At 40.9% G+C, this 19,671-nt stretch carries 11 protein-coding genes; 3 read left to right on the top strand and 8 right to left on the bottom strand.

The window, feature by feature from the left end:
• Positions 1–523 precede the first annotated feature (523 nt).
• From OCU46_RS14315 to OCU46_RS14280, 8 genes are all read right to left on the bottom strand, one after another.
• A complete protein-coding gene (locus tag OCU46_RS14315; protein ID WP_141268872.1) occupies positions 524–1,786 on the bottom strand; it encodes a hypothetical protein in 1,263 nt (420 codons plus the stop codon).
• 89 nt (positions 1,787–1,875) lie between these two features.
• Entirely contained in the window at positions 1,876–2,634 is a 759-nt protein-coding gene (locus OCU46_RS14310; protein WP_141268874.1) for an oligogalacturonate-specific porin KdgM family protein, read from the bottom strand.
• A 423-nt stretch (positions 2,635–3,057) separates the two neighbouring features.
• Positions 3,058–4,041 (bottom strand): polysaccharide lyase family 7 protein, encoded by a 984-nt coding sequence (locus tag OCU46_RS14305; RefSeq protein WP_141268876.1) that lies wholly within the window; start codon positions 4,039–4,041, stop codon positions 3,058–3,060.
• A gap of 113 nt (positions 4,042–4,154) precedes the next feature.
• On the bottom strand, positions 4,155–5,945 hold the full coding sequence (locus tag OCU46_RS14300; protein WP_141268878.1) for a hypothetical protein: 1,791 nt from the start codon (positions 5,943–5,945) through the stop codon (positions 4,155–4,157).
• Between the two features lie 80 nt (positions 5,946–6,025).
• A complete protein-coding gene (locus OCU46_RS14295) occupies positions 6,026–6,781 on the bottom strand; it encodes an oligogalacturonate-specific porin KdgM family protein (protein ID WP_141268880.1) in 756 nt (251 codons plus the stop codon).
• Positions 6,782–8,070: 1,289 nt separating this feature from the next.
• On the bottom strand, positions 8,071–9,867 hold the full coding sequence (locus tag OCU46_RS14290; RefSeq protein WP_141268882.1) for a hypothetical protein: 1,797 nt from the start codon (positions 9,865–9,867) through the stop codon (positions 8,071–8,073).
• Positions 9,868–9,938: 71 nt separating this feature from the next.
• Positions 9,939–10,688, bottom strand: a complete 750-nt coding sequence (locus OCU46_RS14285) for an oligogalacturonate-specific porin KdgM family protein (RefSeq protein WP_141268884.1) — start codon at positions 10,686–10,688, stop codon at positions 9,939–9,941.
• A 515-nt stretch (positions 10,689–11,203) separates the two neighbouring features.
• Positions 11,204–11,971 carry a carbohydrate deacetylase gene (locus OCU46_RS14280; protein ID WP_141268886.1) on the bottom strand — a complete coding sequence of 256 codons (768 nt, stop codon included), beginning with the start codon at positions 11,969–11,971 and terminating at the stop codon, positions 11,204–11,206.
• Positions 11,972–13,604: 1,633 nt separating this feature from the next.
• On the opposite strand from OCU46_RS14280, the gene OCU46_RS14275 reads away from it, so the two are divergent.
• From OCU46_RS14275 to OCU46_RS14265, 3 genes are all read left to right on the top strand, one after another.
• Positions 13,605–15,386, top strand: coding sequence for a sodium:solute symporter family transporter (locus OCU46_RS14275; protein WP_141268888.1), 1,782 nt, complete (start codon positions 13,605–13,607; stop codon positions 15,384–15,386).
• A 756-nt stretch (positions 15,387–16,142) separates the two neighbouring features.
• Positions 16,143–17,918, top strand: coding sequence for a sodium:solute symporter family transporter (locus tag OCU46_RS14270; protein ID WP_141268890.1), 1,776 nt, complete (start codon positions 16,143–16,145; stop codon positions 17,916–17,918).
• An 82-nt stretch (positions 17,919–18,000) separates the two neighbouring features.
• Complete coding sequence (locus tag OCU46_RS14265; RefSeq protein WP_141268892.1) at positions 18,001–19,572, top strand: polysaccharide lyase 6 family protein; 1,572 nt, start codon at positions 18,001–18,003, stop codon at positions 19,570–19,572.
• Positions 19,573–19,671 lie beyond the last annotated feature (99 nt).

Here is a 19,671-nt window from a genome sequence, read left to right as displayed (position 1 = left end):
GTGGGTGAGTGTGATCTGGTTAAAAGAAAAGTGGCACAAGCCTCTTAGAGGTGGTTTTAAAAAGAGAGAGTTACAGATGAGTGAGCATGATTTCATTGGAACTTATGTCGAAGACTTCAAAACAATCGGCAGATTTAAATTGAGGATAAATACCAGCCTTAAAGTAAAAACTGTTGCGACTATTCCTCTAGATCTCCGAAAGCGTATTGGATTGACCAATCCAATAGACACGTCCTATCCATTCTATCCATTCTATCCATTCTATTAATTCTTGCTTGCTCGCGGCTTCAAGAAGAAGACCAATATCATGACTTAGAGCGTTAGGTTTGGTTGTTTAACTTAGTGAACTATTACATCCGAAGAGACCAATAACTACGGCTAGATAACCAATTTTTATGTGGTTCAAATTCCTTAATTCGTAATGTCAGGGCACATCCGTTATTCAACACAGAAAAAGCCATAGCGGACAGCTATGGCTTAGAGGGTAAAGTTCCAAATCATCTCTCTCGAGATAAGCTGATTCCTATTTTAGAATGTTTTCTTTACCTGAATCAGTTACTACAGCTTCTAACCAAGCGTGAATAGCAGTTTGCTGAAAGTCGTCACCGTTATCGTAACTTTGAAGGGTTTTGTAGCCGTTAAATGTATTTTGTTCGATTCTCATGTTGCAGTCTTGGTTGCTTCCAACTTTGATTTTACCACTAGAAGAATCACCAACTTTAATTCCGCCTACTTCACTTCCACCCGACGCTATTGTAAATTCGTTATTTGTAATAGAGCTGTTGTAGCGAGCATTAACACTACTACAGTTGATTCTAATAGCATTATTTTGGAAGCTACCACTTAAATTGATAAACTCACTATCGTTAAGGGTAAAGTACCCGCGGGAGAATAACCAACTCGCTTTTTTAGGACCTATGTCATCTTTAGTGATATTTGCGGCATTGAATGTTAAATTCTCTAGAACAACGGGTTTATCTTCATCTTTGCCAAATTGGCCGATAACAATCACGCCTGATTCGTTGTCTGAATTACCAGCCGCTGTTGTACCCGTCGGGTTTTCATCTGTGTTTCTATTTTCGTAACATGTAGTTATTTGTTCATTTTCAAATATAAGATTCTGCACTCCTGCACCTGCGACTTGTATATCAATACATGTGTCACCGGTTATTTTTGCTAACCCTGCTCCGTCAATTGTAACTTCTTTATTTAATTCAATAATTCCGGTATCAAACGTGCCACTTGCTGACAGACCGATAGTGTCACCGTCTTGAGCTGAGGCGATTGCTGCGTTCACTTCTTCGACTGTTGTCGGTTTCCCATCAGTGGCATTTTCCAAAGCCTCAATGACGTCTTCATCTTCAATCTCTGTCCCAGAGTAAGTGGTTGCAACGCCACCTTTAGTACAAAGCATATCTAGTACGCTATCCGCTACAGTATAGGTACATTGATTACCATCAAAGGATACTGAGCCTTCTTCCTCTGCAGAATATGAAGAGCTTTCGAAAGTGTAGCCGTTAGCTACATCACCTGTGTAGATGCTAAGAGCACGAGTACCTTCTTCATCGTTAGCAAAAAGATAAGGTTGCGTTCCACTTAAAGATAAAGCAGTGGTGTCACTGACCATATCCCAGTAAATATTTTCAATAGAGTAAACTTCAGATGGTGGTGGTGTCACCTCTGGTGGTGGGGTTGTTTCATTATTTTCATCACCAATATCGAAATCACAACCAAACAAAAATGCACTGGAAATAGCTACCGCAATAGCAGTCTTTGAAGCTTTCATAAATTTCTCTCTTTTATTTCTCGTTATGACTTATCTGAGACGAGGTTTAGTGCTCCGCTAAGTCATTATTATTATTCTTGTTTGCTTGATTAGAACGAGTAAGCAACGCCTATACGAGTTCTAAGCTGACGGTCGTCGCTAGTAGACCCGGCTCCTTTAACGTTCCAAAATTCCATGTATGGGCGGATGTCGCCAAATTGGTAACCGATGATCGCACCTAAGTCCCAGTTTTCATTGGTGTTGTTATAAAGGCGAACATCATCGTAGTTGTGCATGTAGTTTGCTTCATAGCTTAGACGAAGGTTCTTTAAGGATTCTTGTGAAAAACGGTACGAACCTGTCAACGTCCACTTACCTTCTTGGAAGGTTTTACCTGCAGAAGCTACGCCGGTGCCATCAACTAAAGCGCGGTCACCATTACTGTCGCTACTAGAGTATTCTCTAAATTCATGACGGTAACGAAGTGCCGTAGTTAGACCAAAACTCGACTTGTAGCCAACACGTAGTTGCGGTTTATAAGTTGTACGCTCGTCACCAAAGGTAATTGGCATACCTGGTTGAATGTACCATTGCTTGTTTATATCGTAACGAATACCCCAATCAAACTCGGAATCGCCACGTGTCATTTCATTCCAAAAATCTGTTGCATCGCTACTGTTGAATTTTTGCTCAACGCCAAAGTAAAGTTTTGTGTTATCAGCAATAGTAACCGAGTCGCCGATCTTGATACGTTGAGCGTAAGTTTTCTCATCGTGCTTGTATTCAGCACGGTAGTTAAGAGAACCTGCGCTAACTGAACCTGCGAATAGAGAAGCGATAACTGCCAATGCGATTTTATTGTTTTTCATGTAATTTCACTTTCCTTAGTGTGTTGCCTGTCTTGACTTAATGTATGACAAATAGATTAAGTGGTGTTGCCAAAACATGCATGTGACCGGCATCACTTCAAAGGTGTGTTTTATACTTTTTGGTGTAATGTGTTGTTACATAGTTGGCTAAGGTGCTGTTTAATATAGGGTTTAATTGTCATGATGATGTTTGCAAATAGAGCGCATGGAATCCAGAAGTGTGTAATGCGTCATTCATTCTTTATGATTATTGATAATTAAGATGCGAGCATGCAGTTCTGAAAAGTGATCTATTTCACGCATGTGATTGTTGAAAGAGGTAATAGCCTTTTAGGATAATGGCCATACAATTGAGAAGGGTATGCTAACAAGTAAAAAGAAAAGCGGCACGAGGCCGCTTCATTCAAGTGATAACTGTGACGATCAGTGGTGAGTAATTTTTATCTCACTGAAGCTTACGTCGAAGATTTGGCCAGACAATGAAGTACTTGGCTCTATCTGTGGGTAGATGCCAGCTTTGAAGTAGAAGCTATTTCCTGAGTCAGCCCATGCAGGGTCGAGTGAATAGCCTGTATTTTCAATTCTTTCACCCCAGGCAAACGACTTTTTGATGCCAGCAGCTTCCAATACTATCCCTTGCTCGTTTACTTCAATGTTGTATCTCCAGTCGGTGTTGGCGCTAGCCGTGCCGAGAGCAACACTGAACGACTTGCAATGATTGCAAGATTGGTCGTCAGGTAAGAAGGTATTGTTTAAGATAGCTCTGATTGGCGTATTTCCGCCTTCCCACTGCAACTTTATAAGAGCTTGTTTAATCTTATAGCCATGAACCTGACCAACTATGACCTGTGGTAACTTTCCAGAGATGTTTGGATGGTCTTCTATCTTTAGCTGTGCTTCAAGCTGGTGGTTATTGTTATCGTCAACTGTCCAGTTTTGTGTAGATGAAGAACAAATGCTTGAAGCGTTGTAGTTATATAGCTCGCGTAGTTCAGAGCGAGCATATTTAGTGTTGGTAGTAGTTGCTATTCCGCTATCGCCTAGATCAACAATGAAGTGCACATCTTCGTTGTCTGCAACGTAGAAATAAGGCAGAGAGGTACCCAGTGAGAACACATCTTTGCCACTGCATTTCTCTGGAAGCAGTTCAGTAGCGCTGTCGCGACTATTCAAACCTGAACTTACGCCGTGGTGTTCTCTGTAATATGACTCACTGACAGGAAGTGTGATTTTCCATTTATTGATGTTCCAACCATCTCCTGGTTCAGTGATATCGGGTGGAGTAGTTGGATTGCTCGGGTTAGTAGGGTTCGATGGAGTCGACGGTGAATTGCTACCGCTGGAATTCGAGTTACAGCCAACCAACAATATAGAAAGTAGACTGACAGCAAGTATGTTCTTTTTCATATTTGTTTGTGCCAAGTAGTGGTTTACCCAATTTGTGCATTGAAAAATTGGCTTAAAGCCATAGCATTTTTGCTATGGCTTTAGGTTATGTGATAATTAAACGTGTTGAAAAGTTACTCTTCAACAATCGCGTTGTATCCACTCTTGTCATAGATAGTAGTGCTTGGATCAGCACCTAAATCAGTTCCTAGTTCAAAGCTTTCAAAGTCATCTTTGTGCAGGGCAGTTGTACCAGCTGTATCTGAATAAAGAGCTAGATTATCTATATCAATAGTACCATATCCTTCACCAATCACATTGGAACTACCTGTACCAACTTGTACAGCAATATATCTTGTTGAAATGCCAGCTTTAGTAATACGACGCTCATATTCACCGATTAAATTACCATTAACAAATAACTTATAATCGTTTCCGGCATTTGTATCCCATTCAACACTTAGTTTGTTCCACTCTAAAGGATCGACTGTCGTTCCTGTTTCGATCCAACTTGACCCTGCCGATTCTGGACGGTGAACAATCTTGCCATTTTCTCTTAGTCGTACTTGAATAATTTCACCTTCATCCAAGCCATAAACATTCATTAAAGCTGTTTGGTCTGATTTGTTTTTTATATAAACTGAAGCTTTACCTTGCTCATGAATACGCTGGCTTGTAGGCAAAGAGTAACGAATCTCGCCTGCATCATTAGCATTATTGTCATAAAGAGCTACAAACTTACCAGATGGAGTGTCGACAATTTCGTTGTCGTCACCACCACCAGGAGGTGTTGAGCCACCTGACCCATCAACAACAATCGCTTCCTTACTATTATTGTTGTAAGGATTACCTGATAGATTGTGACCTAAAGAGTAACCATCAAAGTTATCTTCAAATACAAGTTCCTCATCTGCACCTTCAATGTTGTAAACTTTAAAGTTATCGGCAAGTAATTCAAAGTTTGTGGTATTTGTGGTGTCACCTATCTTAAGAGAGATAACTTGTACCGCTGATTCATCTGCAACAGGGAATGGGCCATAGGAGTTGCCATTAACAACAAATGAGAATGTAGTTTCGTCCCAGTTAGCTTCAACTGTTAGAGGCTCTCCTAGCTCGAATGTGTCCCCGGTTTCCTGCATGGTACCAGTGTTGTCGCGATACTTAATCTTACCGATGTCATTTCCGAAATCGTTTTCAAAGATCACCTCACCGTGTAGGTTCGAGTTTGAAGTGCCTGAGGCAAACAGAGAAATATATGCGTTTTCACCTTTACCGTCAGCGGCACCACCGGTGTCTCCATCTTGGTAGGTTAGATCAACAGTCAATTTACCTACCTGAATATCGCTTACAGCAGCATTGGTAGATGAGTCAGACAGTTTTAGTCTTAGCTCACCACGGGCTGAGTCAGATGTGTCACGAATTTGAACAAGGCGGTTAAAACCTGAAGCGTCATTAGCTGCTTTTACTGCTGCAGCGATATCCGCGTTGGTTGCTTCATCATTGCCAGTTAGTTTGCCAAATGAAGATGACTCTACCACTAATTTACCTGCTTCAACGGTATATGAACCGGTCACTTCAGTTTCAGCACCTTCGTTGTAGTAGGTGAAGGTAATAGTTCCGGCCTCAATATCATCGCTATAAGGGGTTGTAGTGATTTTATATGTGCCCGGAGTCGCGTCATCATCGTAATAATGAGAATTCTTACCATCAAAAATGTACACATTTGGCAGGTCGACTGTTTGAGTTGCGCTTGATGTATGGCCAATATCCCAATAAGGACCAACAAGCGCTGAAGTTGGGGTGCCGCCGTCATCGCCACCTGTACCTCCGCCAGTAGAGCTATTTTCACTACCAACATCAAAATCACAACCAAATAACAATGCACTAGATAGAGCTACTGCTACAGCTGATTTAGAAACTTTCATAATATTCTCTCTTTTGTTTCTTGATGTGACTTGGCTTGTTATCAGGCCAAGTCACTAATTATTATTTTTGGGTAAATCGATTAGAACGAGTAAGCAATACCTACACGAGTTCTTAGCTGACGGTCGTCGGTAGTAGAACCAGAATCTTTAACATTCCAAAATTCCATGTATGGACGAATCTTGCCAAATTGGTAACCAACGATTAAACCTAGATCCCAGTTTTCATTGGTGTTGTTGTAAAGACGAACATCATCGTAGTTGTGCATGTAGTTTGCTTCGTAGCTTAGGCGAAGGTTTTTCAAAGATTCTTGAGAAAAGCGGTATGAACCTGTTAGCGTCCACTTGCCCTCTTGGTATGTTTTACCGGCTGTAGTTGGTTGCGAACCGTCGACAAGAGTACGATCACTACCACTGTAGTTGCTCGAATATTCTCTAAACTCGTGGCGGTAACGAAGAGCTGTAGTTAAACCAAAGCTTGCTTTGTAGCCCACACGTAATTGTGGTTTATAAGTTGTTCTCTGATCACCAAAGGTAATTGGCATGCCTGGCTGAATGTACCATTTGTTTAGATCCCAACGAACGCCCCAGTCAAACTCAGAATCACCACGAGTCATTTCATTCCAAAAGTCTGTTGTGTCACTACTTTGGAATTTCTGTTCAACGCTGAAGTAAAGTTTTGTCTTATCGGCAATAGTTACTGACTCACCGATTTTGATGCGTTGAGCGTAAGTTTCTTCATTGTGCTTGTACTCTGCACGGTAGTTAAGAGAACCAGCGCTAACTGAGCCTGCGAATAGGGAGGCTACCACTGCTAATGCGATTTTATTATTTTTCATGGAATTTCACTTTCCTTGGGATGTCTTTGTAATTGACTTAATGTATGACAAATAGTTTATGGAATTGAAACGCTAGAAACTGTGACGAATGTACAGATTATTATTGAGATAGGTGTTTTCTAAAAAAAAATGAGAGCGAGATCTCTTAAAAATGTGCATTTTTGAGCAAAAAGCAGTCGACCTTCATGTTTTTTTGTGAGGATTATTGTCTGTTTTATGTTATTTGTTGGTTTGTTATGCCATCAGTATCACTGTACTTGGTGTTATTTACTACTAAATGAAGATGGAAATTATATGAGTGTGTAATTAGTGCATTTAGTGGCATATTTTGCAGCTAATTTTAGAGGGTTTTATGCCAAGCCGACCAGTTCTATTTGGTAGTTCGTTGCGCGGCTAGCTTTGATGCGTATAAGCTTGAACTTCGCAATAAATAGTATTTTTATGGTTACAATTGCTTACATATAAATCTGCTATTTGTATGACTAATTAGAAGGTTATTGTTAAGTTTTGCTTCATTTTGAATCTTCATGAGCTTGAAGTGTAAATAAACCTGGGTCAGATAGAGAATTAATGAAGTGTTGGTATCTAGATAGAACGACGCTTTATTGGGAGGCAAGAAGCCTAGTTAGCGGGCCTGTACTCTATTACATGAGCGATGGCTTTCAAATGGGGCGGATCATTTAGCTACTTAAGTGTTATTGCGTAGGAAATTAGCTGAGATTTTTTAAAGCCCATGGCGGGATGTTGCCTTTAAAGCAATCATAAAAGTGTAAGTAATTACGGCTGGGATTTCACCGGTTCCTTTGGCTTTAAAGACCGAGATAGCCTCATAACTCTAGTTTTTATCGCCATAAGTATTGAATATTAAGTGTCAAAAAATATAAATGACTGTGTTTTTCACTATTGGAGGGGAGGCCTTCAATGAAGCTTGTTTAAGATATACAGTTCGTAGGGTTTTTTGCTTTCGAAGGAGACTTCTGAAAGGCTAGATTGCAATTATGCGCGTAGGTTTATTTGTTCAGGTATAAAAACCATTAGCTTTGAACAGAACAAGAGTATTTTATTGTCTCTAAATAGCTAAAGTTTCGAATTGATGTAGATAAATTTTGAGCCTATCAAGCTGATATCGGAGGGATGATAAAGTTGCTTTGCAACGAGATTTTGGATCACTAACGAGCTATAAAACTGTAGGGTAGTGTTGACCTCGACGGGGAAGACTTGGTGGTGGTTAAAGTTATAAAAAAGCCATAGCTAATGCTATGGCTTAGATTTAAAGCAGCTGTTTTAGATTAGAACAAGTCTGAATCTAAGTTGTCAAAGTATGAATATGTACCTTCAGAGCTGTTATCACCCACGTAAACAGCGAATAATGATGGCCCTGCTGAATCTTTGTTTTCTGCAGTTAAACCAGTGTACTCTGTACCATCAATGTCTAAAGTAATCGCTGTTCCGCTCCATGAAATAGTAACGTCTACCCAAGTATCTTTAGTGTAGCTGTGACCTTCACCTAGCTCTACTTGACTTCCACTTTCATTTCTAAACTTCACTGTGTTTGCAGTGAATACAACTTCAGTGTATCGGTTACCTGAAGAAGCGCTGCTAGAAGAGCCTAAGTATAGGTAAGTAGATTTAATGTAGCCATCTGTAGGGATGTATACAGAAGTTGTCACAGATCCTGTATCTGCTGCACCAGCTGAGAACGCTCGTGATACTACTGGCTTAGCACCTTTGTAGTAATCTAAATCGGTAGAGATACCGTTTACTGGGCTATTATCAATCAAATATAACGAATTAGCGCCAGATTTAGCAAAGTCATCACTAACCGTAGCAATCAAAGGATCGCCATTGATATCAGAACCTGAAACACCATATGCATTATTTGCAGCGTCGATCTGAGTACCAACAGTGTAAGAGTCAAAATCGTCAGTGAATGCACCTGGTGCTGGTGGATCAACTGGATCTACAGGGTCTGTAGGCTCTGCTGGAGTATCACCTACAACTACAGCTTCAGAACTGTTGTTGTTGTACGGCTTGCTGTTAAGAACAGTACCTACAGCATAGCTGTCAAAGTTGTCTTCGAAGACTAACTGCTCAGCACCACTATCGTTTGAGTACACTTTAAGGTTGTCAGCAAGTACTTCATAGTTATTGGTACTTCCATTGTCACCAAGTCTGATAGAAATAATTTCTACAGGTGCATTTTCAGGGATTTCATTAGGTGCGTACGAGTGCTCTACATCGTTCACTTTGAAGTTAAAGACGCCATCGTCCCAATTAGCTTCGATGCTTAAGTCTTCACCCTCTTCATAAGAACCAATAACCTCAACCAATGCTTTGTTGTTGTCACGATATTTAATTTTGCCAGCTTCTAAAGCAATCTCACCGTGCATATTGATTGTTGAAGTGCCTGAAGCATAGAATGAAACGTAAGCGTTCTTACTGTTAGCATCTCCAATTGAATCTTCGTCTTCTTGATAAACAAGATCTACAGTTAACTTACCAGAGGTAATAGGCTCTAAATCATTGTCCGCAAGTTTTAGCCTTAGCTCACCAGTATCAGTATCCAATGTATCAATAATTTGCACATAGTTATTAAAGCCTGCATCAGCATTCGCTGCATCTACAGCTGCCTTGATATCTGCGTTGCTTGCATCATCGGCACCAATAAGAACGCCTTCAGATGCAGTGTCTACTGTGAGCACTCCGTTTTCTACTGTATATGTACCTGAAACTTCGCTACCAGTACCTGCTTCATCGTAGTACGTGAAAGTAATTTCACCAGCTTCAATATCATCTGTATAAGGAGTTAGTTTTATTTCGTAGGTGTTAGGGGTAGCATCATCGTCATAATACTTTAGATTTGTGCCATCGAAGACATACACATTCGGGAGGCCAATAGCCTGAGTTGAAGCGCCTGATGCGTCTTCAAAGTTCCATAGTGGACCAACAATTTCGGAAGTAGGGGTATTACCACCGTCACTACCACCTGGGGTGGTGGTGCTGCTATCCGCTGTTGTATCAAAATCACAACCAAAAAGTAAACCAGTAGATAGTGCTACTGCTAGAGCTGTTTTAGAAACTTCCATATTATTCTCTCACGTTTGCTTTGTTTTATTATCACCACCGTCTTATAGACGGTGGCTGTTTAAATTTCTTATTAGAACGAGTACTTAATACCAGCACGAGTTCTTAGCTGGCGGTCGCCAGATGTTGAACCATAGTCAACTGTCCAAAATTCCATGTAAGGTCGGAAGTTATCGATTTTATAACCGATAATTACACCTGCATCCCACTCCCAATCTTCTCCATCCGCAAGAACGATACCATCGTAGTTTTTGGCGTAGTTTGCTTCGTAGCTAAGTAGAAGGTTTTTCAAACTAGGATTTGAAAACTTGTATGAACCAGTAAGAGTCCATTTACCTTGTTGGAGTGTTTTTCCATCTCTAACTACAGTCTCGCCATCTGCACCAGTTTTATCAGTAGTCCCGTCTACGAAGTTTTGGAACTCATGGCGGTAACGAAGTGCAGTCGTCAAACCGAAATCTGCTTTATAGCCAACACGGAATTGTGGTTTGTAGGTTGTTTTTTCAGATGAAAACGTAATCGGCATACCAGGTTGTAACCACCAACCACCGTCTAATTGGTAACGCACACCCCAATCAAACTCTGAATCACCAGCAACAGTTTGTTTCCAGAAATCGCCAGCGTCAGCACTTTTCCATTTTTGCTCGATGCTGAAGTAGAGTTTTGCTGGGTCTGCAATCTTCACCGATGAACCAATTTTTGCGCGGTGTGCAAATGTTTCATCTTTATGTTTGTATTCGCCGCGGTAATCAAGAGTGCCTGCAGAAACCGTGCCTGCGAAAAGTGTGGCTACCACTGCCAGTGCAATTTTATTGTTTTTCATGGGGAGATTTACCCTTTTTGTCCGTTTGAGTAATTGACTTAATGTATGACAAATAGTTTATGGTAACACTTGGTTACAAACTGTGACGTAAGTACAATTTGATGCTCTGTGTGTATGCGCATAAAAAGAAATGAGGGTGATCTCTCAAAATTCACATCTAAACGACCAAAAAGTGAGCGTTTGGTTTGTGTTTTTAGGATTTTACAGCTTAAATTTTGCCTTTTTTGTGCTTTTAGAGGTGTTTTTAAGATGAAAAACAGGGTTTAAACTGCACTTGCAAGTCATGATTTGTAACTATGTATTGCCATTTGTGAGCAAAATGGCAATGGGAGATGGTGAGTTTGAGTATTGTTGATTAAGTGTTCTTGAGGAGTGTTTAGGTAACTGAAGAGTTATAAAACAATACAATTGGTGAATAATAATGGTGCAATTTGATTCATAGTAGTAATACAAGAGGGCAAAAAAGGGGTAGATGTGAGTGAAAGTAGCGTTGCTTTGCTAAGCAATAAGACGCTTTATTTAGTGAGATGATTAAAGCCAACCGGGTGTATATCGTTGTCACATAACCATTTTTCCAGCTCAATAGAGGTCAATATCTCTAATTCTTTCTCTCTAGAGGACACATAGCTAGAGAGTGTTTCTAAAGTTTTGTCTTGTTTATAGCCTGGGTGGCACATGAACTCGACGCTCTCTAATTGCTTGTTAGTTTTGTGCATCAGTAGCCGCCTTTTAAGCCACTCTATATTTACACCTTCATCATAAAAGCCAATATCAAATGCATCAGGGAAAGGAACTTTTAAATCTTGTTGACCTTCGCATATTACATCGGCACGTCTTACCGGTAGCGCAACTTCATTAGCAAAGCTGATAAAGGTACGCTTAAGCACAGGGTAGATAGCAGCAAAGTGATGGCTGTCTATGTGGTTGATCTTCAGGCCTGACTCTACAGCCAGTTGATACTGGGCGACAAACTCCCGCATGATTTGTTCAGAAGGTATATTCGGTTTTGCTGCTAGTTCCTTTCTAGTTAAGAAATAGCCGTTACTGTCGACTAGCTCGGGAATTAGCTTTGGATCAGAGATAGGTTTTCCACTCGTTAATGTGAGATGTAGTCCTACTTCAGGGATCTGTCCCTCTTTATATAGTTCTATAGCATGGGCAGTGCCGGGTTGATTCATCATTATGGTAGTTGAGCGCACAACCCCAAACGCCATTGCTTTTTGGATGGCTAAGTTTACTTGTTCAGTTAAGCCAAAGTCGTCGGCATTGAAGATCAATTTCATTAGTTGTTTACCCATTCTCATGCGATGCAGTTGTAGCGTAACAGCAAAATGTTCAATTAATTGTCCTGATAGAACGAGTTAGGGAAAGAAACTTGCCACTCTGTGATCTGTAATTGCTTTAAAGTGATCCGCTCAAAGCTCACTGCTATCAGAAAAATAAAAAGCAAAGAATATTAGGGTTTAGAAAAGGTGTTGTTTACTTATAACTTGCCTAGACTTTTTCAAACTAACTATAACGACATGAATTTGGGCGGGTAGGGGGGAAATAAGTAAGGACCCAAGCTTAGCGCGTTAATACTTCTATAGCTCATTGTTCCATTGAGCATGTTATGTCTTACAATTAGTAGGTGTTAAATCGAACGTTGAGTGTGAGTCTGATCTCATTTCTGGAACATTCAGTTCTCGTTATATTGTAAACAGTCCTGTTTATGTCTAATTGTATCGTATTGTTATATTTAGTTTTTCTGTCGTATCCATGATTGACAGGGAGCAAATTAATCAACTTTTATTGCCCAAACAGGGCATTTAAACTTGCTTTTCCTATTTGTAATACAATATACTTATTGGCATAGCAGGAAACGATAACCACATGCTTTTAAAGAGTTTGATAGGTTTGTAGCTAATGTTTCCGTGCGATTCAATAGAGCTTAATAGCCTTATTGAAGCAGAATACTAAAAGATGAGACTCAATGAGTGTCACCTTTGTAAACAATTACTAAAGAGAGTGGGTTCGTGGATGGAACCTGCTTTTAATAGTGAAGCTCCATAACTACTAATAATAGCCTAAGCATACCCTTCTAGTGTTTAGGCTCGGTACACCACCGATTTACCCATAGGCTATGCACTTGCCTATGGGTTTTTTTTTGCCTTAGATATTGCAGTTAACAGGGGACTTTTTCTAACAACTCAAAACTCAGCTATAAAGGTTTTTTACTGTTATTAGTTAAGTGTCGCAGTTAACACTTACTACAGGCGCCTCGCAATATCTTCTCAATTACTCATCTCTTAAAATGCGTAAATGTCTGTTCGGCTCCTAATCATCTTGAACTGCTTTGCTTGCCAATGTTTAGTAGAGCGGTTTCTTACTTACTTCCGGTTTGTAGTTTAAATGTCTTAAAAATGTGCCCTACCAAAACTTTATGCACCTCTGCAAAGCCTCAACAACAAATAGACAAGTAAGCTAATATAAGAGGCTATTTACTATTTCCCGCGCTTGTATTGCTCACTTTTACATTCTGAAAAGGACGTGGTTTTGAGTGATTATCGATAGATTTGAATGAAATGGCGGTTCAATTAAGTAGTATTAATTGTATGAATGTGTGTCATCTGCAACATGTTTGAGTTGTATTTTCCCCGACTCATTTGATCGAAACATTCGTTGTAATGGCCAACTAAGGGCGAAGCGCTGTTACTTCAGGCCTTATATAACGGGCTTGTAGAAGCTTTTAGTTACATTTGTGGTTATTTTGTAGCGATAAATGCCTCTTTTTGCTCTTGATCACTTGTATGATTTAATCTAGCGCTAGTCTTGAGTCATGTGTCACATTTATGAAGTATTGTAATACAAAAGATAGGGATATCTGTTTAGACTGAACTGGATTTGAAATAATTATTTACAGTTTAAGGTAATGCAATGGATCTCAATACTCTTATTGTTGGCATCTACTTCCTATTCTTGATTGCGATAGGTTGGATGTTTAGAACGTTTACAAGCACTACTAGTGATTACTTCCGTGGCGGCGGTAATATGCTTTGGTGGATGGTTGGTGCAACTGCGTTTATGACTCAGTTCTCAGCTTGGACATTTACTGGTGCTGCTGGTAAGGCATACAACGATGGTTTTGCAGTAGCAATCATCTTCTTAGCAAACGCTTTTGGCTACTTCATGAACTTCGCGTACTTTGCGCCTAAGTTCCGCCAGCTGCGCGTTGTAACTGTAATTGAAGCAATTCGTATGCGCTTTGGTGCAGCGAACGAGCAAGTATTTACTTGGTCTTCAATGCCTAACAGTGTTGTATCTGCGGGTGTTTGGCTAAACGCACTAGCAATCATCGCTTCTGGTATCTTCGGTTTCGACATGACAATGACCATCTGGATTACAGGTTTGGTTGTACTTGCTATGTCTGTAACGGGTGGCTCATGGGCGGTAATCGCATCTGACTTCATGCAGATGGTTATCATCATGGCGGTAACAGTTACGTGTGCTGTAGTTGCTGTTGTTCAAGGTGGCGGTGTTGGTGAAATCATCAATAACTTCCCTGTAGGTGACACAGGTTCTTTCGTAGCGGGTAACAACCTGAACTACCTAAGCATCTTCAGCATCTGGGCATTCTTCATCTTTGTTAAGCAGTTCTCTATTACTAACAACATGCTTAACTCATACCGTTACCTAGCGGCGAAAGATTCTAAGAACGCTAAGAAAGCTGCACTTCTTGCATGTGTACTTATGCTTGGTGGTGTATTCATTTGGTTCATGCCTTCTTGGTACATCGCTGGTCAAGGTGTAGACCTATCAGCTGCTTACCCAGATGCAGGTTCTAAAGCTGGTGACTTCGCTTACCTATACTTTGTACAAGAATACATGCCAGCCGGTATGGTTGGTCTACTTGTAGCGGCAATGTTCGCAGCAACAATGTCTTCAATGGACTCAGGCCTAAACCGTAACTCAGGTATCTTTGTTAAGAACTTCTACGAACCAATTGTTCGTAAGAACCAAGCTTCAGAAAAAGAGCTAGTAACAGTATCTAAGCTCACGTCTACAGTGTTCGGTATCCTGATCATTCTTATCGCACAGTTCATTAACTCACTTAAGGGTCTGAGCTTGTTCGATACAATGATGTACGTTGGTGCTCTAATCGGCTTCCCAATGACTATTCCTGCGTTCCTAGGTTTCTTCATCAAGAAGACTCCAGACTGGGCAGGTTGGGGTACACTGATTGTTGGTGGTATCGTTTCTTATGTTGTTGGTTTCGTTATCAACGCAGACATGGTATCTCACGCATTTGGTCTTGAAGAGCTAACTAAACGTGAATGGTCTGATGTTAAGGTTGCTATTGGTCTTATCGGTCACATCACACTAACTGGTGGTTTCTTCATCGCATCTACTCTGTTCTACAAGCCTCTAACTGCAGAGCGTCAAGCAGACGTAGACAAGTTCTTTGGTAACCTATCAACGCCTCTAGTTTCAGAGTCAGTAGCTCAGCAGAAACTAGATAACAAACAGCGTCAAATGCTAGGTAAACTAATCGCAGTAGCTGGTCTTGGTGTAATGCTAATGGCATTCCTACCTAACCCAATGTGGGGCCGCGGTGTGTTCATCCTTTGTGGTGCTATCGTAGGTGGTGTTGGCCTGCTTCTAGTTAAAGCGGTAGATGATTCTGTTGAAGACCTTCAAGAGAGTGTTGCGACTAAATAATCATTTAGATTAAAGCAAACGTAAATGATAAAGCGGGCCTAGTGCCCGCTTTTTGTGTGTATGGGGTTTATAAAGCTAGAAGCTTTGGAATAACAGCTAAAAAAGACGGTACTAGAGCTGACTTTGAAGGGGAGGGTTGAGGATTAACCTATCTCAAAAGGGCAACAGTTCTTAAGTAAAGAACACAGGGAGCGACGCAGTTTAGTTCGCGAGGCTAGGGAAAGGGGAATCTATGCTTTGAGCCCGTTGCGATGGCATGCTGTCTTCGAAGTGCCAAATAGAACATCTTCGATAAAAAGCCCTACATTTCAACTAGGTATGTATCGTGCCTAAAGTTCGATTTAGATTAATAGCCGAATCGATTTAAGAGATGTCACGAATAAATATGTTAAGCCATTTGAAATCACGTCAAACCCAAATAAGTAATACAAATCGCCTTGTTATTTAACTTTCTACTAAATGCATCCACATCCTCAGTTAAATGTTCATATCATTAAGTTGCATAGATAATGAGATGTAAATCAACCTATGGTGGCTGTAACGACAGATTTCAGTGTGTAACAGGGTGTTTCTAGTGCCATTTCTGCAAGTTTTCAAACGTTACTTAATGTTAGATCTAGATCACTTGTATGATTTATTCGTTAAGAGTTCACGAGGTATTCGTCACATTTAAGCCTTATTGTAGTACAAGATGCTGTTTGTTCTGGTTAGACTTTTCGGACTTAAACAAGAAAACAATCTCACAAAGGGTTAATGATGGATCTCAATACAGTTATTGTTGGTGTCTATTTCCTATTCTTAATTGCAATAGGATGGATGTTCAGAACGTTTACAAGCACAACAAGTGATTACTTCCGAGGCGGCGGTAGTATGCTTTGGTGGATGGTAGGTGCAACTGCCTTCATGACTCAGTTCAGTGCTTGGACATTTACTGGTGCAGCTGGTAAAGCTTACGCAGATGGTTTCGCAGTAGCGGTAATCTTCCTTGCGAACGCATTTGGTTACCTAATGAACTACCTATACTTCGCTCCTAAGTTCCGTCAACTACGTGTTGTAACGGTAATCCAGGCGATTCGTATGCGTTTTGGTTCTTTCAACGAGCAAGTATTTACTTGGTCTGGTATGCCAAACAGCGTTATCTCTGCAGGTATCTGGCTAAACGGTCTAGCTATCATTGCTTCAGGTATCTTCGGTTTCGACATGACAACGACTATCGTTCTTACGGGTCTTGTTGTACTTGTAATGTCTGTAACGGGGGGTTCTTGGGCGGTAATCGCATCTGACTTCATGCAGATGGTTATCATCATGGCAGTAACAGTAACGTGTGCAGTAGTTGCTATCATCCAAGGTGGTGGTGTTGGTGAAATTATCGCTAACTTCCCGACTGACGAAGGCGCATCTTTCGTTTCGGGCAACGACCTTAACTACCTAAGCATCTTTGGTATCTGGGCATTCTTCATCTTTGTGAAGCAGTTCTCTATCACGAACAACATGCTTAACTCTTACCGTTACCTTGCAGCTAAAGACTCTAAGAACGCTAAAAAAGCAGCACTTCTTGCTTGTGTTCTAATGACTATGGGTCCTGCAATTTGGTTCATGCCTTCTTGGTTCATCGCAGGTCAAGGTGTTGATCTTGCTGCTATCTACCCAGAAGCAGGTTCTAAAGCTGGTGACTTTGCTTACCTATACTTCGTTGAAACCTTCATGCCAGCAGGTATGGTAGGTCTACTAATTGCTGCAATGTTTGCTGCAACTATGTCTTCAATGGACTCAGGTCTAAACCGTAACTCAGGTATCTTTGTTAAGAACTTCTACGAGCCAATTTGTCGTCCAAACGCGACTGAAAAAGAGCTAGTAATTGTTTCTAAACTGACGTCTACCTTCTTCGGTATCGCAATTATCCTTGTAGCACTATTCATTAACTCGCTAAAAGGTCTAAGCTTATTCGATACGATGATGTATGTAGGTGCTCTAATTGGTTTCCCAATGACCATTCCAGCATTCTGTGGTTTCTTCATTAAGAAGACTCCAGACTGGGCAGGTTGGGGTACGCTAGTAGTAGGTGCAATTGTTTCTTACTACGTAGGTTTCGTAATCACAGCTGACATGGTTGCTAACTGGTTTAACCTTGAGCCTCTTACTGGTCGTGAGTGGTCTGACCTTAAAGTTGCTATCGGTCTAATTGGTCACCTAGTGTTTACAGCAGGTTTCTTCTGCCTAACTACACTGTTCTACAAGCCACTTACAGCTGAGCGTCAAGCGGACGTAGATAAGTTCTTCGAGAACCTAAACACTCCACTAGTTGCTGAGTCTAACGAGCAGAAAGTTCTAGATAACAAACAGCGTCGTATGCTTGGTTCACTTATCGCAGTTGCAGGTGTTGGTGTAATGCTAATGTTCTTGCTACCTAACCCACTGTGGGGCCGCTTTATCTTTGTATTGTGTGGCGCGATTGTTCTAGGTGTTGGTCTACTACTTGTTAAAGCAGTTGATGACACGGTTGAAGAACTACGTGAACAAACCGCTGAATAATAGAATTTTATAATTATTTAATGCGGGCGCTTTAAGCCCGCATTTTTTTGCTTTGCAATCCCTATAAAGAAGAGACAACAAAATGAAAAAAACTGCCATTGCCTTAGCTGCTACGTTAGCTTTGTCTGGATGTAGCCTTTTCAATAACTCTCAATCAGAAGAGCCGATGACGGTTGCGGATGTCAACCGCAGCATGCTTTTAGAAAGTGATCGTCTAACCGTTATCGATACTGAGTCTATGGAAGAGGCTTATAAGGGTGAAGTTGATGCACTTCGTGAGAAGATCCTCAACGCGAAAAACGGTGACGTAATTGAAATCGAACCAGGTAAGTATCGCAACCTTGGTCAGCTGACTATTGAAGCGAATAACGTAACGATTAAAGCGAGAAAGGCAGGTACTGCTTGGATCACCGGTCTAGTTCAGTTTGAACTGAAAGGTGATGGCATTACGTTAGACGGTTTAGTCTTTACTGAGGGTGGTCCTAACGAACGCTTTGGTGGCGTACGCATGATGGGTGACCGAATCACGCTGAAGAATTCAACATTCTACTACTTCAATGATGATTATGCGTATGAACCAGACGAGCGTCGTTCTGAATACCCTAAGTACCTTTGGGTTTCTCTATGGGGTAAAGACGGTCAAGTGATCAACAACCGTTTTGAAGGCAAGCAAAAACGCGGTACTTTGATTGGTGTTCAGAAGAATGAAACGCCTGATAACCATATTATCAAGCACAACATTTTCTTGGATCAAAAGCCTAACCAGTATAACGAGTTCGACATTAAAGAAGCGATCCGTTACAACGGTAATAGCTGGGAAGCGATTCGTATTGGTGATTCAAAAGCATCACAATGGCCTTCAAACAGCCAGTTTGTTGAAAACCTAATGATTAATATGGACGGTGAGCGTGAGCTTATTTCTATTAAATCAGGCGGTAACATCATCGGTGGCAACACTATCTTTGAAAGCACAGCATTGATTTCTCTTCGCCACGGTAAAGCAAACGTGGTTGAAGACAACGTGATTCTGGGTAACGGAAAGCGTCTAACTGGTGGTATGCGTATTTATGATGAAGACCATGTCATTCGTAATAACTACATTGCTAACACTCGTGGTCGCGATGGTTTAATTGAAGGTAACGCAGATCTTCGTGGCGGTATCGTGATCAACACCGGTATTATCGATGTAGCGAACGGCGAGGAGCTTGACCAATCTGTTAAAGGTAAAGAGCTCAACAAGCAGTGGACTCCTAAGAACATCGCTATTGAAAACAACACCTTAGTTGATACAGAGTGGGGCATTGTCTACGGTAACCAGACTCACCGTGTAAGCCTATTCGACAACAAAGAAGTTGAAAGTATCTTTGGTGGTGTAGATGTACACTTTAGCAAAAACCTTGTAGACAACTCTGCTAATCCTGAGTTTGTTGCGGTTCGTGCGACTGTTGACTTCCCACTTGATGGCGCAACTTATGCTGATGAAGTGTATGTTGGCCAAATTACAGACGCTGAGTTAGTGTCTAACTACACAGCTGAATTGCCAGAAATCACAAATTTGAATGGCTTTGAATCAGCTGAAAACGTGGGTGCTGACGCTTCTAAACTGAAGATCATCACTGCTGACGTTGCAGGACCAGACTACGTAATCAAATAAAATATAACAACGTAGATGGCTAGGTAAACTAAAGGCGAGCATTGCTCGCCTTTTTCTTTATATGTAGATTAACGATTAATAAAGGTTCGATAATCATCA

It is taken from the genome of Vibrio comitans, assembly GCA_024346835.1.
Classification (GTDB): Bacteria; Pseudomonadota; Gammaproteobacteria; order Enterobacterales; family Vibrionaceae; genus Vibrio; species Vibrio comitans.
The sequence above is the reverse complement of the archived record's forward strand: the minus strand, read 5'-3'. Positions and strand labels throughout refer to the sequence as shown.

Excerpts from the sequence above, each read along its gene's own strand:
- OCU46_RS14315 (WP_141268872.1), bottom strand. The coding sequence starts at position 1,786 with ATGAAAGCTTCAAAGACTGCTATTGCGGTAGCTATTTCCAGTGCATTT.
- OCU46_RS14310 (WP_141268874.1), bottom strand. The coding sequence starts at position 2,634 with ATGAAAAACAATAAAATCGCATTGGCAGTTATCGCTTCTCTATTCGCA.
- OCU46_RS14305 (WP_141268876.1), bottom strand. The coding sequence starts at position 4,041 with ATGAAAAAGAACATACTTGCTGTCAGTCTACTTTCTATATTGTTGGTT.
- OCU46_RS14300 (WP_141268878.1), bottom strand. The coding sequence starts at position 5,945 with ATGAAAGTTTCTAAATCAGCTGTAGCAGTAGCTCTATCTAGTGCATTG.
- OCU46_RS14295 (WP_141268880.1), bottom strand. The coding sequence starts at position 6,781 with ATGAAAAATAATAAAATCGCATTAGCAGTGGTAGCCTCCCTATTCGCA.
- OCU46_RS14290 (WP_141268882.1), bottom strand. The coding sequence starts at position 9,867 with ATGGAAGTTTCTAAAACAGCTCTAGCAGTAGCACTATCTACTGGTTTA.
- OCU46_RS14285 (WP_141268884.1), bottom strand. The coding sequence starts at position 10,688 with ATGAAAAACAATAAAATTGCACTGGCAGTGGTAGCCACACTTTTCGCA.
- OCU46_RS14280 (WP_141268886.1), bottom strand. The coding sequence starts at position 11,971 with ATGAAATTGATCTTCAATGCCGACGACTTTGGCTTAACTGAACAAGTA.
- OCU46_RS14275 (WP_141268888.1), top strand. The coding sequence starts at position 13,605 with ATGGATCTCAATACTCTTATTGTTGGCATCTACTTCCTATTCTTGATT.
- OCU46_RS14270 (WP_141268890.1), top strand. The coding sequence starts at position 16,143 with ATGGATCTCAATACAGTTATTGTTGGTGTCTATTTCCTATTCTTAATT.
- OCU46_RS14265 (WP_141268892.1), top strand. The coding sequence starts at position 18,001 with ATGAAAAAAACTGCCATTGCCTTAGCTGCTACGTTAGCTTTGTCTGGA.